Genomic DNA, 19,286 nt, shown 5'->3' on the forward strand with positions numbered 1-19,286 from the left:
GCTTGAGAGAGATCTGCCAGCGCGGCGGCAGGCGCGTAATCGCTTTCTGCGGGCAAACATATTTCGACACGGCGTGCCGATCCCGCAATACTTTCGAGATCTTTTTGGGCGGCGAGAAGCGGCACACTCCAGGCATTTCCGGAGGTCAACCGCGCAGAGTGGTTCGACTTGGAAACCGCTCGATCTGCCAGGGCAGATCGAACTCATCGATCGGCTGGCGGCCTTGAGTGACGGGATCACATCAAGAGCGCCAGTTGCGGACCGTTGGTCAGGTTGCAGCGTGGCTGAGAAGAGATCACTTGAGGGATGACTACGAGAGATACCAACCCGCGACTCAATTTTCGGCAATAGTGCTCAAGTGCTGTCGGCGAATATTAACGTCATCTAGCCAGCATACGTTTTATGGCAATTTTTCTCGCTAGATGGTCGAATTATAAGCTGAATGAAAGATTTTCTGAATGGCAGACAACATGTTTCATCGCAGACATGTGAAGTTGCCCCAGGATCGTTAGTTTCTCGCAGAACTCTCTCATTGCGACTGACATCAAGAGAAACAACTGGAATGTCTTTCCATCACACAGGAATTATAGCGGGAGCACTGTCATTTGCCGCACTCGCGTACCGGCTCCCAAGGCTCGCGCATGTCGGCAATTGAACATCCCGTCGCGGCCGCCTTGGTCAAGGGCGCTCTGCAAGCCAACGTGGAAGCCTGCGTTTATTTGCCCGATAGCGGGTTGACGCATATCATTCGGGCGTTTCAGGCGCAGCCCGGCTTGACGATCGTGCCTTGCGCACGCGAGGACGAGGGGGTTGGCATTGCCGTTGGACTGCAGCTTGGCGGCCGCCGCACCATCTGCTTCATGGAGGCGTCGGGACTCGGATTCAGCGGCCTTATCCTGGCGCGAGCGCAGGTTCAACGCACGCCAGTGGTAGTTATCGCGAGTCATACTCGGGGCGGCGGCGAGCAATTCGACTATCACGGCGCGACAATACGGGTGTCGGATGGCATATTCCGGGGTCTCGAGATTCCGTTCGAGGTCGCCACCGAGCAGACGGCGCTTGACCTAGCGCTGTTTCGGATAATCCAGACGGCGCAGAGCCAACGCACGTGCTTCGGTTTGCTACTGCCGCCGTACGTCGCAGCGGGAATCTGACATGAACCGAGACGAGGCTATCAACGTCATTGCCGCGGCGCGCGGTGACGCCGCCATCGTGGTCGGGCCGGGCGCAAATAGCGGCCTCATGTTCGCCCGCGCCGACGCGCCGGCATCCATCTACGGTATGGAGCTCGCTTACGCGACGCCTGTTGCACTTGGCATCGCGCTGGCACGTCCGGCTCGGCGGGTTCTCGCCATCGAGGGGGAGGGCTCTTTCTACGCCGGCTCAACGGTGCTTTCGACGGTTTGGCGAATGCAACCTCCCAATCTCTGCATCATCGTGAATGACAACGGTATCTGGGGGACCGGGGATTGCAAGGAGCTGACGGCGACATCTTGCGGTGTGAACTTGGCCCAATTGGCGGTCGCGGCAGGCTGGAGCGATGACAGGGTCGCCGAAGTGAGCGAAGAGGAAGCGTTTCGCGCGGCTCTTGCCAGGGCCCTCAGCCGGCCCGGCCCGCAGTTCATCGTCGCCAAAACGGATCCCGCGCGCGACCAGTTCCTACTGAAGGCGTCACGCGCAGCGCGGCTCCCCACGATCCGGCATCAGCTCGATTGCGTGGTGCTCACCGCGATGGACCTGGGTGGCCGTGCCTGAAGCCCTCCCGAGTGATTAAGGCATTCGGCTTTAGCCCTCGATCCATCGACAGGCTACTAATATTCGAAGGTTCCCGCCTAAAGCATGAGATATGAGCTGATCTGTTTCTGACTGCCGTGACCATGGACAACGCAAGCGAGGTTATCAGATGACGTCTAACACGATGGAAATTCAACCGCTCACGCCTTGGATAGGAGCAGAAATTTTAGGGGTCGATCTCACGCGGCCTCTGTCGAACGAGCAGGTTGAGGCGATACATCAGGCCTTCCTGAAATACCTCGTGATCTTCTTTCGCGACCAAGATCTGGATTTTGCGAGCCACGAAGCGTTGTCGCGTCATTTCGGCGAATTGCATCTTCCGCCGGCATTGGCTCCTTTTCGTGTGCCGGATCACCCCGGAATCGTGAAGCTTCATATCGATGAAAAGTCCGTCAGGGTTCCAGGGGAGCTTTGGCATTCCGATATGAGCTGCGATGCCGAACCGCCACTCGGGTCTATTCTTTATCTTCATACCGTGCCGAAGGTTGGCGGTGATACCGCCTTCGCCAGCATGTACGCGGCCTACGACGCTCTGTCGGATCGTATGAAGCAACAGTTGGAGGGACTGAATGCGATTCATGATGCCCGCGCCAGTTTGGCGTTGGCTGAGACCCTGAACACGGTCGACGAGGAGAAGCGCTCTACCGCAAAATTCCCCCGATCGTCCCATCCCGTGATCCGCACTCATCCAGAGACCAAGCGAAAGACAATCTACGTCAACAAGAGTTTCACGACGCATATCGAAGGAATTCCCAAGGCCGAAAGCGAGGCCTTGCTAAATTACTTGTACGAACATGGTCGGCAGGAGGAGTTTCAATGCCGCTTTCGGTGGCGTCCCAACTCCATAGCCTTCTGGGATAACCGCGCGGCCCAGCACAAGGCCATTTGGGACTATCATCCTCAAACCCGCTCGGGGTATCGGACGCAAATCTGCGGAGACAAACCTTTTTGAAGAGCCGCATTATGACACAAGAGAAATTTTTTTCTCGTCGTGATCTGCTCGCGGGCTCGTTGGCCACAGGTGCAGTGCTTGGGGCCGGTACTCGCGGTCTAGCTCAAGCGAATGCCGATTGGCAGGCTGGCGCTCCACCGGAATGGGACCGTATTCTCGCGGCAGCACGCAGCGAAGGCCAAGTCAATGTTGCGGGATTTCCGACGCTGGCGGTGAAGATGAGCGCTGCTTTCAAGCGGGACACCGGTATTCAGCTTAATTTCATCAGCGGAAGTACCTCTACGCAGTCGGTTCGTCTCGATGCGGAAGCGCGCGCAAAGAATGTGACAATTGACGCTGTGCTGAGTGGCGGTTGGGAACTCATGATGATGAGGGAAAATCTGCTGGAACCGATCCTGCCGCAGTTGATGCTTCCGGGTGTCGCGCCCCAAAATTTCCGCGATGGCAAATACAAGTTCTTTGACAATGCCGGTCAGTACCTTCTGCTCGGCGCAGACTACGTCTTCGGCTGGCTGGTGGTGAACACGGATGTCGTGAAGCCAGATGAAATCAAGACCTGGAAAGATCTACTCGACCCGAAGTACCGGGGAAAGATCGCAGCGCACGATCCACGCGTCCCTGGAGCTGGGCAAGGTGTATCCAATTGGTTCTATAGGGCGTTCGGCCTCGAATTCATCAAGGACCTGTATCTGGGCCAGCAGGTAAAATTGTCCGTCGACAATCGCGCGTTGATGGAGGGCCTGGTTCGCGGGCCGACGCCGATCCTTGTTGGTGGCGTTCAAAGCGAAGTTGAACGTTTCCGGGCCAATTTCAAGAACATCGGCGTTGTTTTGCCAGAAGATGCTCCTGGCTACCTCGCATCAGGATCCAGCGTCATCAAGCAAGCCAGGGGAGTTCCACACCCGAATGCCGCAAAAGTGTTCACCAACTGGTATGTGAGCAAGCCCGGTCAGGAAGTCTATGAATCAGTCATGTTGGCGGTCAGCCGGCGGACCGACGTTAACACCGGCGTGCCCAGCTATCTCATCCCGCGCAGTGGGATCAATTACATCGACAATGATAGCGAGGACACTTATTTCCAACGCTATGGAATGATCAAAACCATCACTGATGCTCTGGGTCAGCGGTGAAGGCGGATGAGGGTGATCGTATTAACCCCCTCTAGGTAGGCGGCTTGTATTTTTCGAAATGTTCTTGCTCGATCCATGGCGAATTACAAACCGAAGCTCGTGCGAAAATGGTTCTTCAGAATTGAATTCTTGCGCTCCCCTTGCTGGAGCCCGGACTCGTTGGCCTAGCGCAACGCCATCAACGCACGATCCAGTTGAATGCCGGGGCAATGTCTTTGCTGCTGGGTCCAATGCCCCCACGCATCGGAGTTTACCGTAACAATTACATCCATGTACTTGATCTGTCGGTTCATGGAGCTTGATCCACGGGCTAACGTCAAACTAGTCAACTAAAGTTTTTCAGGCTACCGCGGGCAATGGTCTTGAGCTCTTGTCAGAAGCGGCTACGGCCTCTCCATCAGGCCAAGCGCAAATGACCCGCTGCGAATTCCACCCTCCGGCCAGGCACAGCCCACGTTCCTAGTTCGTGTTCGAGATTTTGATCTGAATGCGCTGGCTGGGCGCTTCGTAAGCGAGCCGCGGCCTTGGCAAAATGCAACTCTTGGCTGAGGACATCGAAATACCGAAGGTGCCGCAATTCCAGTGATAAAATCTATATATCACAGGCCTTAGCTTATTATATTGGACCAACGCTTCGGCCCAGACTATCTACGAGATAAGGATCTGGTTTCTTTCGGGATCCGATAGCCAATAGGAAAAAGTCCATGACCAAAAAACTTACGATTGCGCTGTTCAGCGCAGGCCTGGTTGCATTGTCGGCAACGTCGTCGTTTGCACAGGAGACCTACGTGCGCGCTGACAGCCATCGGAACGTCGGCCCGACTGGAAAAGCGACCCGTCAAGAGGCGGTCCGCCCGCTACCGCAGAATTTCAGAGAGCAGTTTGCTGCGATGCCAACCGCTAACGGCCGCGGAGACCTGCAGGTCGACTACGCGCGGCCTCCGGCGCAGCCGGCGCAGTAATGCCGATCGGCCAAGACACGAATCTGGCGGCAGCGCTACGTGAGCCTGCCGGTTCGATGAGTGGCTTAGTGCACGTTGCTCGGCTGCCAGAGGTTGCTGTTTCACAGTATTTTGAAGCAGCGGCCTCTGGGCAACTTTTAAGTACGAAGTTCTAAAAAATTGGCGCCTCAGGGGCATCGCGACGCCCTTTGAAAGAGCAGGCGGCTAGAGGATTAGAGCATTACACTACCCCCGGGAATCGTGCCTTTAGACATTCAACAATACGTCACCGGTTATCTATTTACGAAAAAGAACGGCATCGCGATTATGGGCTAAACAGCTTCTGCAGGGAAGATCGAGGGAAGCAGGAAAGCCTGCCGCGCCCGCGTATCTCATCGGAGCAAGTGTAACCAAAAGAGAACAGTGCCACTAATTCGAGCGGTCATCGTTCCAGACAGAGTTGCGTAAATATCTTTCAAAAACCTGCTACGGAAGGTGCTTTAAGCCTAAACTATTTTATAGAATGGCGATGCTCTTGGTGATACTGAGTTTGCAGATAACATTTTCGTATGCAACGAAGACAGCATCGTTATGCCCGCTTCGACCGATCCGGCAGTACTCATCGTCCGCAGCTCCACGGCTCGTGACCTCCGGGCTTGGTGTCAATCGATCGGAGAAAATGGGGGTCTTGTGCGTTGAGCCGTGAGCTCCGCCAACCAGAGCAACTTCGGTTCGACATTTCAGTTCCTCCCAACCTCGGTCGGCACAATGAGCCCTGTGTCGGCCATTTTTTTGACCGCGCTGTGCTGTGTAATCGTCGTCGCGGCTCTTGAATCTCTAGCTGTCGTTCCCGGTCTCGACGATGTCGCAGCGGTGAGTCAGGCGGTCACGCATCGCGGTCGTCATCTTGGCGTCGCCGAACACGCCGGGCCATTCGCCGAAGGCGAGATTGGTGGTGGCGACGATGGACGTTCGCTCGTAGAAGCGGCTGACGAGGTGGAACAGCAACTGGCCGCCGGATTGAGCGAACGAAGGTAGCCGATCCCGTCGAGCACGATGAAGTCGATTTGGGTCAAATGCTCCGGGATACAATGGTGACCCGTCGTCGTTAGACGTGTCTACGTTCCACGCCACCATCCGATTTGAATCTCGAGATGACTGTTGCAAGCCGTCAATCGCGAGCGCGCACAGGCCTGTATCCTGCTCGCGCCACATTCAAACGATTGAGCGCCTTGCCCTTCCCGCGTCCTGACCAGGGATGAGATCTGGCGAGTTTCGTTGCGGATCGCGGGCATCGCAAGGCCGTCAAGGCACCGACCCGTCTTGCCGCTTGACGTGGCATGCGGCGGTAACGTTGCAGCGGGGTCGATCCTAAGATACTTATGCGACCCGCTTCCGAAATCGTTTCAATGGCCATCTATGATCGTCACATCGTCCTGTTCACCGCCAAAGATGAGGCCCATATCGACCAAATGGTCGAAGGCCTGCTCGCAATCGCGAGATCGACCAGTTCGGCAACGATGTCGATGTCGTTGTCTATGGTGAGTTTGACAACGAGACAGAACTCGCAGCTTAGAAAGCGCATGAGCTGCACTAGGAATCGACCATGCGGGAGGGTTCGCGGCCGACTGCAATGTGTCAGCAATTGCGCGTTTCGTCTCAACGGTGGGAATATGCCAAGGTACCGCGCACTCCGTTGGAGCGCGTCTCACGGCACGCCAGTCATTGGTGACTGACAGCCCGATGCACGTCCGCGAACTGCAGTGGATTGAGCCTGTCACAGCAATGCGACGTCTCGCGCATCGAGCGCACCTTACGTTTCTCGATAGTGCAGCAACGCTTGAGTTGCTCGGGCGCTACTCATATGTGACCTGCGACCCGTTCAGCAGCTACATTGTCGCGGACGGACAGGTGAGTTGCAACGGCGTGGCTCTCGAGGGCGATCCATGGGGCGTTCTTCGCACCCTTCTTGCCAAGTATCCGCAAGAGTTTCGTCCCGATCTTCCGCCGTTCCAGGGAGGTGCGGCCGGGTACCTTGCTTACGATCTGAACAGGACGCTGGAGCGACTGCCGGCGCCGGTAATTCCCGGTCGGCGCCTGCCCCAAGCCATCCTGCATTTCTATGACGTGGTAGTTAGCTACGACCAACGTGACCAGAGGTGCTGGATCGTTTCTACCGGATGGCCGGAGCAGGATCCCGCACGTCGGAGCGAGCGAGCACGCCGTCGAGCCGATGAGTTTGCAGCACTCCTTTCCTTCTCAAAGTTGCCGCGGAATGACTCGCCGGGCAAAGTGGGGGCATGGCAGTCGAACTTCAGCCGCGAGAGCTACCTCGCGGCGGTACAGCGCGTTATCGACTTGATCCTGGCTGGAGACGTCTTCCAGGCCAACATTGCGCAGCGCTTCAGCGCCAGCCTGTCGACCTCATTTGATCCTCTCGCCTTCTACTGCCAGCTGCGGTCATTGAACCCCGCACCCTTTGCAGCCCTCCTGCGCTACGGCGAACTGACGATTGCATCGAGCTCGCCGGAACGATTCCTGAAGCTCGACGGACGACAGGTCGAAACGCGACCTATCAAGGGCACGATCGCGCGTTCCGGTGATGCCAAGGAAGACCAGCGCCGTGCTGAAACGCTAGTCACGTCCGAAAAGGACCGAGCCGAGAACACCATGATTGTCGACCTTATGCGTAACGATCTGTCACGGGTTTGCACTCCGCATTCGGTCGAGGTTCCAGTGCTCTGCGACCTCGAATCCTACGCCTCAGTGCACCACCTAGTGTCGATCGTTACGGGTGAGCTTGCAAGAGACCAAGACGCGGTCACCCTACTTCGAGCTTGCTTTCCTGGCGGCTCGATTACTGGGGCGCCAAAGGTGCGATCGATGGAAATTATCGCGGAAATCGAACGTGTGACACGAGGTGTCTATTGCGGGGCGATCGGCTTCATCGGCTTCAACGGGAACATGGATACGAATATTGCGATCCGCACTGTAACGATCGACGACGGCCTAGCTGTATTTCATGCGGGTAGTGGGATAACGGCGATGTCGGACTCAGAGGCCGAATACGAGGAGACGCTCGCCAAGGCGCAGCGAATATTTGACGCATTTCGTGCTGAAAGATCTGGTGCATTTTGATCGTCATCATCGACAACTACGATTCCTTTGTCTTCAACATTGCCCGCTATTTCCGCGAGCTTGGTGAAGCAACGGAAGTGATCCGGAACGACGCGGTCAGCGTCAGCGAGCTTGTTGACCTCAGGCCGCGCGCAGTGGTCATCTCGCCCGGTCCCTGCACCCCAAGTGAGGCCGGAATATCTACGGCCGTCGTGCAGGAACTTTCAGGTCGCGTCCCAATTCTTGGCATCTGCCTCGGACACCAGTGTATTGGGAGCGTTTTTGGTGGATGCGTGGCGCGCGCACGTCGTCCCATGCACGGTCGGTCCTCGTACGTAACGCATGACGGCCGAGGGCTGTTCAAGGAACTCCCGTCCCCACTTTGCGTCGGGCGCTACCATTCTCTTGTCGTTGAGCTTGATGAGTCATGCGCGCCGCATCTCACGGTGACAGCGTGGTCCAGTGAAGGCGAGATCATGGCCCTCGCGCATCGCCATCAACCAACCTATGGCGTGCAGTTCCATCCGGAATCGATACTCACCCAGCAAGGACACACGCTGCTTACAAACTTCTTGCGACTTACAGAGACTTCTTGAGCGTGAGGATCACGGACCATGTCGCGCTGCCACAGCTTAAGTCGAGCCCAGGAACGATACTTTTGCAGAGTCACATTGCTCCCGAAGCACGACGATTTCTAGTCTCCTTCAGCTCCCAAAGACCAGCTTTGGGTTGGTAACGACGCTTCTACGAGGTACGCTAGCGGAGATCTTCAGATAAGACGGGACTCAGCCAAAATTCTCGATGAATCTATCGATTGAGGCCGCTGTGCGACGATAGTGATCTTTAAGCAGAGCGCATGCTTTTTTTGAATCGCGGTTCAGTGTGGCATCCATAATATTCTTATGCTCAGCGGTAACATTGCGCGAAGGCTTTCCACTGGCTCCGTCGAGCAAAGAGGGCCGCCTATAGCGCTCGCTCTGAGCGTAAAGCTGATTTGCGAAGTCGAGAAGGCGCGGCGATCCGCATGCGGTAATGAGTGCGTTGTGAAAATTTCGATGTCGAATTTCCAGACCTTCGATCAGTTCGCTGGTGGGAGCGTGCTTTGCCTGCACAACGCTTTTTGCATGCCAACTCAAGGCGTGAAATGTCGCGACAATCGCCTCCTCCCACTCTTGTTTGCCGTTCGCGATCGATCGCCGCAAGGCCTCGCATTCTATAAGGATGCGTGTGTCCATTGTGTCCACGATTTCTTCCCGAGAGAACGGTGCTACGGAAAAACCGCGCAATGCAATCGACGCCACAAGGCGTTCTGTTTGGAGACGATTTAGTGCCTCGCGGATTGGTGAGAAGCTGAAACCGTATCTTTGTCTCAATAGCTGGAGGCGCAGGGGCAGCCCGGGCTTTAACTCGCCGGCCATGATATCGTTTCGAATACGCCGGTAGGCGGTCTCTGCAACGGTCGGACCTTGAGCCGGGACGTCGGTCACAACCCGGTCATTCCTAGGTAGCGACTTTCTCTTGGGGATCACGGTTTTGCTCCATCAAAAGCGATGTTGCTATGGAGAGGGTTCAGCCAAATGCCAATGTTATCGTAGAACTCGCCATTTAGTCCAAAAATCCGTTGTTCCGAAAATAGTTTTATTTTATAAAATAACGCCGCAGGGAGAAGTAGTGATGGTCAAAGCATCTCGTGAAAATCACCGGGAAGACGTCGCAGGTCGTGCAAATGTGGAGGAGACACCCGAGCTTCTTGCGTATTATGACGAACTAGAGGCACTCGAGGCTGGCGCGCTCTGGACAGTTGCGAACAAGATCGAGCCGTGGCAACCAAAATCAACTTCCGTGCCCGTTCTGTGGCGCTACAAGGATCTACGGGACCATGTTCTTAGATCGGTCGATTTGGTGACGCCGGAGAAGGCAGGGCGCCGTGTGGTCTATCTGAACAATCCCGGCCGCCGTGACGTTTCGGCTGCAGTGGGCTGGTTGTATTCCGGGCTGCAGGTCATGAATCCGGGCGAAGTGGCTTCGGCCCATGCCCATTCAGCTTCCGCGCTGCGATTTATTATGGAGGGCGCGGGAGCCTATACGATTGTCGACGGTCACAAGTTAACACTTGGAGTCAATGACTTCGTTCTCACGCCTAACGGGACGTGGCATGAGCACGGCGTGGACGCGTCCGGATCGCCCAGCATTTGGCAGGACGGTCTCGACATTCCACTTGTCAACGCGCTTGAGGCGAATTTTTACACTGTTCACCCTGAGGGCAACCAGGCGGTTGGCTATCCCATAGATGACATGCGCAACGCTTGGGGGAGTCCCGGACTGCGTCCTTCGGCTGGCCCGTGGTCAAAGGGCTATTCTCCTCTGTTTAAATACGAGTGGGCGCCGACATACGAAGCACTCAGCCGTTACGCTACCGCCACCGATGGCTCGCTTTTTGATGGCGTGATGATGAATTATGTCAATCCGGTTACTGGTGGGCCGGTGATGCAGACAATCGGCGCTGCGATGCAAATGCTGCGACCAGGTGAGCGCACACGATCGCACCGGCATACCGGCAGCACCATGTATCAAGTCGCTAAGGGATCTGGATTTTCTATCATAGATGGCAAGCGCTTTGATTGGAATGAGCGCGACATTTTCTGCGTACCTTCCTGGGCATGGCATGAGCACGGTAATTCATCTCGATCGGAAGATGCGTGCCTGTTTTCGTTCAATGATTTACCAGTCATGTGGTCATTGGGGCTCTATCGAGAGGAAGCTTACGGTGACAATGACGGCCAGCAGCCGGTCTGATCCTAGACAAGCAAATGACGTTTGTTGCGTTACTGGTCAGATATGCCCTTCGCTACCGCGTTATCGTAGCGCGACGATGCCTAATTTGCTACCGAGGCGCTAACGGCCGCAGCTGCAGGCGCGATAAGTTTCCGCGAGATTCGTTGTGCGCGTCGTTTGCCGGTGTGGTCATTGAGGCGTGAGAATTTGGGCCGGAGGCCGTTCACAAAATACATCGGTTTCCGGATGCGCGAGCAGCGGTGGCGTTAGGTGGGACACTTTGGACCAAGTTGAGTATTTGTGTAAGAGTTCTGGTTCATCCTCCAGAAACGCAACGAGTCTTTACCTCACGGCCGCTGTCCGATTCGGGTTATCGAGGTATCAGCTCAAGGGTCACTCAGGTCGTGCTAGTTGGAAAAGGTCTGTGGAATGTGCGTACCAACCGGATCCGTGCATGCGACTAATCAGCTTCAGCGCTGGCGTGTCAATGTATCCGCGCCGTGCGTCGACTACGAACTCATCCGAGACGTGGGCGCAGACTATCTGGCCTATAACAGTTACCTGATAGGGGCCGGTAACAACAGATGCTAAACTGCGGCACTCGAAAGCGACCGGACAATCGGCGATACGAGGCGGTGCAACCATGTTGGATGGTTCAACGCGAATGCCCGCCCATTTCAGTTCGTCAACCTCCGGAGGAACATTCACGCACGTTGCATTCATGGCCTCGGCCATAGCGGCAGTAACCAAGTGAATAACAAATTCTCCGGTCGAAAGAATGTTATTTGCCGTGTCTTTAAATCCGCGCTCGGGACTGCGCAGGATGCCGACTGCCACGGTCGGAGGTTCATGACCCATTACATTAAAGAAACTAAACGGTGCGGCATTGGTCGTCCCGTTAGCGGCCTGCGTCGTGATCCATGCGATTGGCCGTGGAGTCACAGTTGCGGTGAGTATCTTGTATCGGATATCTGCCGGAAGCGCATTCATGTCGAATAACATGATCGACCTCACCCCAGTGCGCTCGAATTTTTGGCGGTCGAGACGGACAGTTTGGGCCTGTCATCGACCGATTGATACACTGCGATGTTTTCGTCTTCGCCAATTCGGCGCGCTGGAGACGAAACAGTCGTAATGAAGCGGATTCTGACCGTGTTGGCTGCGGTCAGCGCCAGAACATAGACGGCAACACGCAACCTAGCGCTCTGCATGGCATAACTCGTTTTAAAGAGATACCGTCGTGTCAATGAGTCTAAAATTATACAGACACCACAGGGTGACGAAGGTGCCCAATATTCTGAACGGCAGCCTCGACTACATCGCCCGGCCAAAGCCATTCCTGCGGCTCGCGACCAGCTCCCACCCCATCGGGAGTTCCAGTCGCGATGACGTCGCCGGGCTCGAGCGTAATAGCCGAACTGATATCTGCGATTAGAAAAGGTATCTTAAAAAGCATGTGGCGCGTGTTCGATTTCTGCTTTGTGGTACCGTTGACGGTGAGCCATAAGTCGAGATTGTGCGGATCCGGAATTTCATCCTTGGTAACAATGCAGGGACCGAATGGCGCGAAGGTGTCCTGCCCCTTCGAGTAGATCCATTGCCCGGCTCGCCTGCAATCACGCGCACTTATGTCGATCATCACGCTGTAACCGAACACGTGATTCATTGCATTCGCCTCAGTTACACGTTTGCAGGCCGTTCCTATGATGACCGCTAACTCCACCTCCCAGTCAAGTTGTTGGGTTATCGAACTATTGTGCTCGATCGCGTCTCCAGGACCAATCACGCTTGTCGGGGGCTTCGAAAAGATGACCGGCTCTGTTGGGAGCGCCTTAGAAGTATTCAGTGTGCGGCTGGACTCTGCGACATGCTCGACGTAGTTCAAGCCGATACCGAAGATGTTTTTGCGCGGGCGCGGAATTGGAGCCAGGAGCTTCACATTGGCCACTGGGAGCGCGACCCCCGCCGGCCACGCCGTAGCGCTATTGGCTACGAGGTCGATCGTCGTGGCTAAGGCAGTCGGCCCCATGTCGATGAACTCGTTCATAGACGAAGGCAGCGTGACACCTCTCGCGGCGCCCAAGCGCTCAACGTCGATTACGAGGTCGTTTTCGATGATGCCCAGCCGGCCGGCTGCAGCAGGGGAGCTGCGGTACGTTACAAGGCGCATTAGGTTTCCATTCAGAACAAGAGAGGTTTCCGGTAGTTCAGGCAATCTTTCAAACCCTACTTCGCCAGAGCGCCATCGACGCCTGCGGCTGGGCAACCCCTATATCATCAAGATAAGCATATTTTATAAAATAAAGGAATTTGCGTTACAATGAAGTTTTGGCGGATCATAGGTAGTTTCGATACCACCGAAGTGGGGAACCAGATATCGGGCGGTAGTGATAGAACCTACTCCCCTGGATTCGCTCTTGTTCCGCCGGCGGAGTCCAGAGTTCGCTGCCATTCAGCCTGCAATATTGGCTCTGATGCAGGTTCGGGCAATATCTGGCGCTTTAATCAGGGAAGAATAGCCGGAGCCGTCTACCTGCTTGTCCTCTCCGGCATCGCGACATTCGCCGCCTCCCGACGCTTCGTGACCTAACTGCCTCTGGCGTCCTGTCGAGCGCGCGCAATCTGTCGATGAGAATCCGCAAACATCCCAAGAGCCATTTGGTAGATTTGCCGTCGGTTCAAAGTGGCGGATTGTCTCGGGCGACGTGGATATGACGTTGAATTGGCAACCGGAGGTAGATCTGTTAACGAAGTAAGCTCTCACGCATTGGTCAGTAGCTCGGATCATTCACGGGTGCGAGTGCTGCCCGAGGGCGAGGAATGAATCGTCGAGCAATCTTGCCGGTCGACGATCGAAGCGCATAACGGACGCATGTGGGCGAGCACCAAACGTGCCACGTGGCGCCATCTTTGGATTCATTGCGCCTACTCATCCAGCTGTCGCATCGCGCGCGTGGTGCCGCTTCGGATCGCGGCGTTGAGGACGTCGAGTTTCGCAGGCACCCTCACCCTCCACGGCGAGACGACTAGTACAATTACGGCAGGTGCAGGCTGAGCCCTGCGCTAGGCAACCCGACCCGGGTTGTTCGGCTTTGTCGGCGTCAGTTGCAATTGGTCGGCCATGCGGGTCAAGTCAGGCAAGGACGACGCCCGCATCTTACGCATCACTTGGCCGCGATGAACCTTTACCGTGATTTCGCTCACGCCGAGGTCGGCTGCGATCTGCTTGTTTAAACGCCCGCTCACCACGAACGCCATGACCTCTCGCTCCCGCGGTGACAAGCTTTCGAAACAAACTCTCAGCTCTGCCATATTTCGTTCCTGCTCAAGCCGCGCTCGATCACGGGCATGACCAAGCTGAATCGCTTCAAGCAAATCCTGCTCTCGGAATGGCTTAGTTAGGAATTCGATTGCGCCACCCTTCATCGCCTGAACCGACATCGGAATGTCACCATGTCCGGTGATGAAGATGATCGGCAGTGGTCTTTGGGCACCTGCTAGTTCACGCTGCAGTTCGAGTCCGCTCTGGCCGGGAAGCCGCACGTCAAGCACCAGGCAAGCGGGACCTTCTGGCCGATCCGCCGCAAGAAATTCGCTCACCGAACCGAACAGGCTGACCCGAAAGCCCGCCGATCGAAGCAGCTTGCCTAGTGAGTCCCGCACTCCCGGATCATCATCGATGACCATCACTGTTGGCGATTGCTCTACCACATGTTCCTCATTGACATGTGCATTAGCTTTGCTCGTTCACCATGAAATCATAGCGAGATTATCGCGTGAGCGATAGGGGGGATGACCAGCCCAATTCGGCTCGGAGTAATCGCAGCCATCGGCGATTGGCCGGTTGAAGTCGGCCAGGTTCTGCGTCAGACGCCAGATGCCTACCAAAGCTGAACCGACGAAGCTGGCAGCCCAACCTTTGTATAGTCCGCCCGCTCCTATTTGGTACTCGATCTTTCCTCTAGATCAATAGTGAGAGCCAATTAGTGCCGTTATGGTGAAGTTCTCCTGCCTCGAGGCTGATCGCTCCCTCGGCCTCTCCCTTGCCCCTCCAGCGCCGTCAAGCTGGAGGGGTTCTTTTGAGCTGACAGAGCTACGTGATACGAAGGTCGATCCCTGTGACGTAGCTTGCTCTATAGACCGCAAGATTTGTGGCGACCGCAGCCAATCATTGAGTTCCTATACATTTGTATAATCGAAACACGTAGCGGTTGCGTCTAGAATCGATGAGCGATATCCGTTCCTCCGTAAAAGCCGCTCCTGGTCGGTCTTGCCAAGTGCCAAATAGCAGACCAATAGTTGCCATAGTCGATGACGATGAAGCGGTTGGGAACGCAATTCGAGTTTTAATGCGTTCGATAGGGTTGGTTGCCCGCGCATTTTCGTCGGGGGAGGAGTTCTTGCGCTCGCCCGAACTGAGCCGCACCGGTTGCTTGGTTGTCGACTTTGACATGCCCAAGATGAGCGGTCTTGATCTGCACAACAATTTGTCTCGATTGGGCAAAGAGATTCCCACCGTACTAATAACTGCCTATCCGAACGATGATATTCGTGCCCGCGCACTTCAAGCTGGGGTCATCTGCTATCTGCCCAAACCGTTCGATGAGAGCGACCTCCTGAATTGTATTCAGGCTGCTCTAGATCGCACAAAGGGAAATGCAGCTCCGCCCTAATCAGTGGCCACTGGGCACGCGACCGGTCGCCTCCGCCAGCGATCGACGATGCAAGCTCCATAACACCGGCCTTCGTAGAGGGCGCGAGCATAAGACTAGTCCGATACTTGCCGAATGATCTTTATTTAATCGAATCCAGCGACTGGACGCGCAGCGGAGGATGGTCGTATCGGCTCGTGCTCCGCGTTCCCGTCATTCTCTCGTTGAACGGGCTTGGATATTTGGTCTAGCTTGCTGAGCGCCCGGGCGAGGTGATCGCAAAGCAGGCGCTGATCGACCACGTCTGGCCGGACGTAATCGTCGAGGAGGGAGCATCGTGCGTACCGACGTCCCCGATTTCGCGCTCAACTCTTGATCTTGGCCAAAAGACGCGTCATCTCAAGGATATCATTAGCCGCGAAATCGGAAAATATATCCGCGATCCACTTCCGGTGTTCGGCGGCCATTTTGCGAAACGCTGCCCGACCAGCCTTGGTCAGCCGGATCACCTGGCCACGGCGATCGCATAGCGATGTACGCCGGTCAATGTCACCGGATTTAACCAGCTGCCCCACAAGCTCGGTGAGGTTGGCATTCGAGCCCATCATTAATTTGGAGAGATCTGACCAGTCCATTCCGTCGGGCAGCGGGTCGAGTTGGGCCATCAGGTCAAAGCGCAGCAACGTGACATCGAACCGCTCGCCTAAGTGGCTCTGTAACGTTCCTTCAATTACACTCGCGCCGGTCAGCAGCTGTTCCAGTAACGTTCGACCCTCGACTATGGACGAGGGCTGACCGTTTATAGATAATCCAATCTCAGCCATTGTCAGGATCCTCCAAAATTCGTTTCGGGTCGGTCCCCGCACTCTCTGCCTTCGGTCGCCGCGAGAGAGAGCATTGAGCACGTCGACCATTTCTTGGCAGCGCGGAGCAAGGTCCGTGCTGTTTTAAAATATTCTTTGCCTCGTTGTGTGAGATCGGGAACGTCATATAGCTCTTCAGCGATTCTCTGGCGGCTGGTCGAAGATGACTTGGAGCCAACTCAGCCAATTGAGATCACCTTCCCGGCGAGATCTGAAGCGCTTCACGCAGTTCTGGGAACAAAGCGGGGTTCGCCACGAGTAGTGCCGGACGAGACCGAACTTGCCAGCACAGACTGCGCATCGCGTGACTCTGCCATGCCTAGGTCTTTCGGGGCAGGGGGGCATCGTGGTCTCCTCTTGGTTTATCGTAACTGTTCGCCGATCATCCTTTTCACTGTCGCACCTGACGAGCCTGTGCGCTCTTCCGAGGGACCCAACCTAAGACGATCGAGCTTAACGGCTCAATTGAACGTAGGGAAATGTCGGTTATCTAAAGGGGGCACGGGACTATACGAAGGTCTGCCCTTCACCAGGGGCGAACCAACGATGGCCATCTGTGGATTGTCTCCGGGCGGCGGCCTGGGATCCCGATGCGGTCCGAAAGAAACAGCGAGACGATCGTTCACCTGTTTGGATCCACGCCGTTAGTTGCTGAGAGTGTGTCCGGGATCATGCTGGCACCTAGCCAAGCGGCGGCAGTGGTTGAGCCACGCGATGGTACGTTCGACGATCCATGGCTTGGGCAAAACTCAAAGCCGTTTGGTATTTCGGAACGCTTGACGATCTCGACGTCGATTTGCTGGGGGATTTTGCGAACGGCGGACTGAAAGATCGGCCCTGATAGCCGCCGTCGGCATGGAGCTTCATCAGTTATGGATGCAGGCCAAACAGTGTGGCCATCACAGCACTCCGCCGTCAAGATCCTGGATGTCCGCTGAAGGCACGAGGGCGTGGAGCAGCAAGCCTTGGGTATCGAGTGGGACGTGGCACTTTTTGCCATTGATCTTCTATCCCGTATCGTAGCTATGCGGGTCAATCCGCGCCCCCCTTTCCGCTGTGGACAGCCCGATTCGGTAGCTCTTAACCCACACTGGACCTCGGACATTCGGGTGCATTCTTCTGGCTGAGACAGCCATGAGGGGCTATCGCGAATTGCGGCTGATCTGTTATCATGCTGTTCTCTATGCCGAGCCAACGAACGGCTGCGCATGAACGAGAGAGATCTGCCGGGAGGAAAAGCCATGAGGCACCTCGTTCGGTCCCGCTCTGAGCTGCAAAAGCAGGTAGCCGAACTCGTTGAACAACGGGCGGCAATCTCGGAAGTGCTACGCGCCGTTGCGAACTCGCCCCACGACTTGCAGCCCATCTTCGACACGATCCTCATCAATGCCACGCGCCTCTGCGGAGCTACGTACGGCGGTTTGCTCCTCTTCGAGGAAAAAGGCTATCGGAGCGTTGCGCGAAGAGGTCCAGTGAATCCGGTTTATGCCGAGCGGTGGCCGTTGGGCCTCGTAGAGCCAATAGGCCCAGGCGATCCCGTCGCGCGACTCATCGAAAGCGGGTCGCCAGTTCACATCGCTGACTTGGCCGCCGATCAGGCTTATCTTCGGCGCGACCCTCGCATTGTGGCTCTGGTCGAATTGGCGGGCGTTCGGACGTGCCTGCTCGTGCCCTTGCTCAAGAACAATGAGCTAATCGGGGCGCTGGGGATCAACCGTGAGCAGGTACAGCCGTTCACGGACCGTCAGATTGACTTGGTTACGGACTTCGCCGCGCAGACGACCATTGCCTTAGAGAGTACCCGCCGCGAGCGGCAATATCGCGAGGCGCAGATGGCGCTGGCACACGCGAACCGCATCGCCACCATGGGTCAGCTCTCGGCTTCGATCAGCCATGAAGTGAACCAGCCGATCACAGCGGCAGTCACATACGCATTAGCCGCTCGGCGCTGGTTAAGTGCGGAGCCACCGGATTTAGGCGAGGTGAGCGAGGCGCTCGACCTTATCATAAAGGAGGGTAATCGTGCGAGCGATGTCATCGGGCGAATCCGTGGGCTTATAAAAAAAGCACCTCCTCGGAAGGATGTAGTCTTTATAAACGACGCGATTCTCGAAGTCGTGGCGCTGACCCGCGCCGAAGCGGCGAACAATGACGTTTTGGTACGGACGCAGCTCGCACCAGGCCTGCCGCCTGTCCAGGGAGATCGGGTCCAACTGCAACAAGTGATGGTGAACTTAATCGTTAACGCCGTTCAGGCCATGAGCGGTACCGGGGAAGGTGCGCACGAATTAAAAATCAGCATCGATGCAGTTCCGTTCGAAAGTGGCGTGCGCGTCGGGGTGCGGGACACCGGCCCGGGACTCAGCCCGGAGAGCCTCTCGCGTCTGTTCGAGCCATTCTACACGACCAAGCCCGAGGGCATGGGCATGGGCCTATCCATCTGTCGCTCGATCATCGAAGCCCATAGCGGACGGCTGTGGGCGATCCCGTGCGAACCGCACGGTGCTCTCTTTCAGTTTACGATCCCGGCCACCTGAGCCGACGGATCGTGATCGAGTCGAAGTCGCTCTTTGGCACGAAGCTGCTGAACCCGGGCTCAGCTCTGCTGTCGCTATCGCGGGTAAACCGGACATGATGCGGACAGCTCAATTCAGTCGAGATTGCCCCAACGCGTCGCCCGGCCGTGAGTTGCAAGAGGTTCCAACGACTCGGTCGTGAGCGGTCTTGCATCAATGTCTCCGGCCTTTGGTTGGAGCCCTGTGCTCCTGGCCATGATGGGTATCAGCACAGATGCGACCTCATTAGCGGACAGGCCTCACGGGCATTCGGGTCACTAGATTTCGCATGTATTGGAAGACCGAACCTCCATCTCGTCTTATCCACTCGCAGACCTCGGCAGGTAAGGCTACCCTCTGGCTCCGATCTCGCGGGTTGGCTTTTCGACCGGCTCCAGCACTATGGGTGGCCAACCAAGACTGCTGGACCCGATCTGCTGCTCAATGAATTGCACATTCCTATTCTCCAGGAAGCGCTCTTGCGTTCGCTTCGTATCGCGGGTTGTC

General features: G+C 56.2%; 17 protein-coding genes and 3 pseudogenes. 11 read left to right on the top strand and 9 right to left on the bottom strand.

What is annotated here, in order from left to right; translation table 11 throughout:
- Positions 1–641 precede the first annotated feature (641 nt).
- The 4 genes from BLS26_RS21110 to BLS26_RS21125 all read left to right on the top strand — a co-directional run bounded on the left by BLS26_RS21110 (position 642) and on the right by BLS26_RS21125 (position 3,876).
- A complete protein-coding gene (locus BLS26_RS21110) occupies positions 642–1,154 on the top strand; it encodes a thiamine pyrophosphate-binding protein (protein ID WP_092514324.1) in 513 nt (170 codons plus the stop codon).
- A gap of 1 nt (position 1,155) precedes the next feature.
- Entirely contained in the window at positions 1,156–1,755 is a 600-nt protein-coding gene (locus BLS26_RS21115; protein ID WP_092514326.1) for a thiamine pyrophosphate-dependent enzyme, read from the top strand.
- A gap of 148 nt (positions 1,756–1,903) precedes the next feature.
- Entirely contained in the window at positions 1,904–2,746 is an 843-nt protein-coding gene (locus BLS26_RS21120) for a TauD/TfdA family dioxygenase (RefSeq protein ID WP_092514328.1), read from the top strand.
- 11 nt (positions 2,747–2,757) lie between these two features.
- Complete coding sequence (locus BLS26_RS21125; RefSeq protein ID WP_157676522.1) at positions 2,758–3,876, top strand: ABC transporter substrate-binding protein; 1,119 nt, start codon at positions 2,758–2,760, stop codon at positions 3,874–3,876.
- Positions 3,877–4,273: 397 nt separating this feature from the next.
- Here the strand turns inward: BLS26_RS21125 and BLS26_RS21130 are convergent, their stop codons facing one another.
- Positions 4,274–4,453, bottom strand: coding sequence for a LysR family transcriptional regulator (locus BLS26_RS21130; protein ID WP_371360652.1), 180 nt, complete (start codon positions 4,451–4,453; stop codon positions 4,274–4,276).
- A 127-nt stretch (positions 4,454–4,580) separates the two neighbouring features.
- Here BLS26_RS21130 and BLS26_RS21135 point away from each other — a divergent pair, with 127 nt between their 5' ends.
- A complete protein-coding gene (locus BLS26_RS21135) occupies positions 4,581–4,838 on the top strand; it encodes a hypothetical protein (protein WP_092514334.1) in 258 nt (85 codons plus the stop codon).
- A gap of 816 nt (positions 4,839–5,654) precedes the next feature.
- Here BLS26_RS21135 and BLS26_RS21140 read toward each other — a convergent pair.
- Positions 5,655–5,881 (bottom strand): annotated as a pseudogene (locus tag BLS26_RS21140) (ATP-binding protein); the annotation flags it as partial.
- A 318-nt stretch (positions 5,882–6,199) separates the two neighbouring features.
- On the opposite strand from BLS26_RS21140, the pseudogene BLS26_RS36815 reads away from it, so the two are divergent.
- The 3 genes and pseudogenes from BLS26_RS36815 to BLS26_RS21155 all read left to right on the top strand — a co-directional run.
- A pseudogene (locus BLS26_RS36815) lies at positions 6,200–6,390 on the top strand (Dabb family protein); the annotation flags it as partial.
- A gap of 170 nt (positions 6,391–6,560) precedes the next feature.
- On the top strand, positions 6,561–7,955 hold the full coding sequence (gene pabB, locus BLS26_RS21150; protein WP_172804655.1) for an aminodeoxychorismate synthase component I: 1,395 nt from the start codon (positions 6,561–6,563) through the stop codon (positions 7,953–7,955).
- Positions 7,952–8,530 (top strand): aminodeoxychorismate/anthranilate synthase component II, encoded by a 579-nt coding sequence (locus BLS26_RS21155; RefSeq protein WP_092514336.1) that lies wholly within the window; start codon positions 7,952–7,954, stop codon positions 8,528–8,530. Before pabB ends, BLS26_RS21155 begins: the two co-directional genes overlap by 4 nt.
- A gap of 189 nt (positions 8,531–8,719) precedes the next feature.
- Here the strand turns inward: BLS26_RS21155 and BLS26_RS21160 are convergent, their stop codons facing one another.
- Complete coding sequence (locus BLS26_RS21160) at positions 8,720–9,421, bottom strand: GntR family transcriptional regulator (RefSeq protein ID WP_244541642.1); 702 nt, start codon at positions 9,419–9,421, stop codon at positions 8,720–8,722.
- A gap of 187 nt (positions 9,422–9,608) precedes the next feature.
- On the opposite strand from BLS26_RS21160, the gene BLS26_RS21165 reads away from it, so the two are divergent.
- Positions 9,609–10,730, top strand: a complete 1,122-nt coding sequence (locus BLS26_RS21165; RefSeq protein ID WP_092514340.1) for a cupin domain-containing protein — start codon at positions 9,609–9,611, stop codon at positions 10,728–10,730.
- Between the two features lie 372 nt (positions 10,731–11,102).
- Here BLS26_RS21165 and BLS26_RS21170 read toward each other — a convergent pair whose 3' ends face one another.
- The 4 genes from BLS26_RS21170 to BLS26_RS21185 all read right to left on the bottom strand — a co-directional run bounded on the left by BLS26_RS21170 (position 11,103) and on the right by BLS26_RS21185 (position 14,420).
- Positions 11,103–11,711: a flavin reductase family protein gene (locus BLS26_RS21170; protein ID WP_092518332.1), complete on the bottom strand. Its 609-nt coding sequence runs from the start codon at positions 11,709–11,711 to the stop codon at positions 11,103–11,105.
- An 8-nt stretch (positions 11,712–11,719) separates the two neighbouring features.
- On the bottom strand, positions 11,720–11,920 hold the full coding sequence (locus tag BLS26_RS21175) for a hypothetical protein (RefSeq protein ID WP_157676523.1): 201 nt from the start codon (positions 11,918–11,920) through the stop codon (positions 11,720–11,722).
- Positions 11,921–11,967: 47 nt separating this feature from the next.
- Positions 11,968–12,879 carry a fumarylacetoacetate hydrolase family protein gene (locus BLS26_RS21180; protein ID WP_092514344.1) on the bottom strand — a complete coding sequence of 304 codons (912 nt, stop codon included), beginning with the start codon at positions 12,877–12,879 and terminating at the stop codon, positions 11,968–11,970.
- An 893-nt stretch (positions 12,880–13,772) separates the two neighbouring features.
- Positions 13,773–14,420, bottom strand: a complete 648-nt coding sequence (locus tag BLS26_RS21185; RefSeq protein WP_371360653.1) for a response regulator transcription factor — start codon at positions 14,418–14,420, stop codon at positions 13,773–13,775.
- 638 nt (positions 14,421–15,058) lie between these two features.
- Between BLS26_RS21185 and BLS26_RS21190 the strand changes: the two genes are divergently transcribed.
- On the top strand, positions 15,059–15,382 hold the full coding sequence (locus BLS26_RS21190; protein ID WP_371360654.1) for a response regulator transcription factor: 324 nt from the start codon (positions 15,059–15,061) through the stop codon (positions 15,380–15,382).
- 344 nt (positions 15,383–15,726) lie between these two features.
- Here the strand turns inward: BLS26_RS21190 and BLS26_RS21195 are convergent, their stop codons facing one another.
- Positions 15,727–16,185 (bottom strand): MarR family winged helix-turn-helix transcriptional regulator, encoded by a 459-nt coding sequence (locus BLS26_RS21195; RefSeq protein ID WP_157676524.1) that lies wholly within the window; start codon positions 16,183–16,185, stop codon positions 15,727–15,729.
- Between the two features lie 719 nt (positions 16,186–16,904).
- Positions 16,905–17,285, bottom strand: a pseudogene (locus BLS26_RS36820) (transposase); the annotation flags it as partial.
- Positions 17,286–17,465: 180 nt separating this feature from the next.
- On the opposite strand from BLS26_RS36820, the gene BLS26_RS21205 reads away from it, so the two are divergent.
- Positions 17,466–18,761, top strand: coding sequence for a sensor histidine kinase (locus tag BLS26_RS21205; protein ID WP_157676525.1), 1,296 nt, complete (start codon positions 17,466–17,468; stop codon positions 18,759–18,761).
- Positions 18,762–19,286: the final 525 nt, after the last annotated feature.

The sequence above is a fragment of the Afipia sp. GAS231 genome (assembly GCF_900103365.1).
In the GTDB taxonomy this organism is placed as follows: Bacteria; Pseudomonadota; Alphaproteobacteria; order Rhizobiales; family Xanthobacteraceae; genus Bradyrhizobium.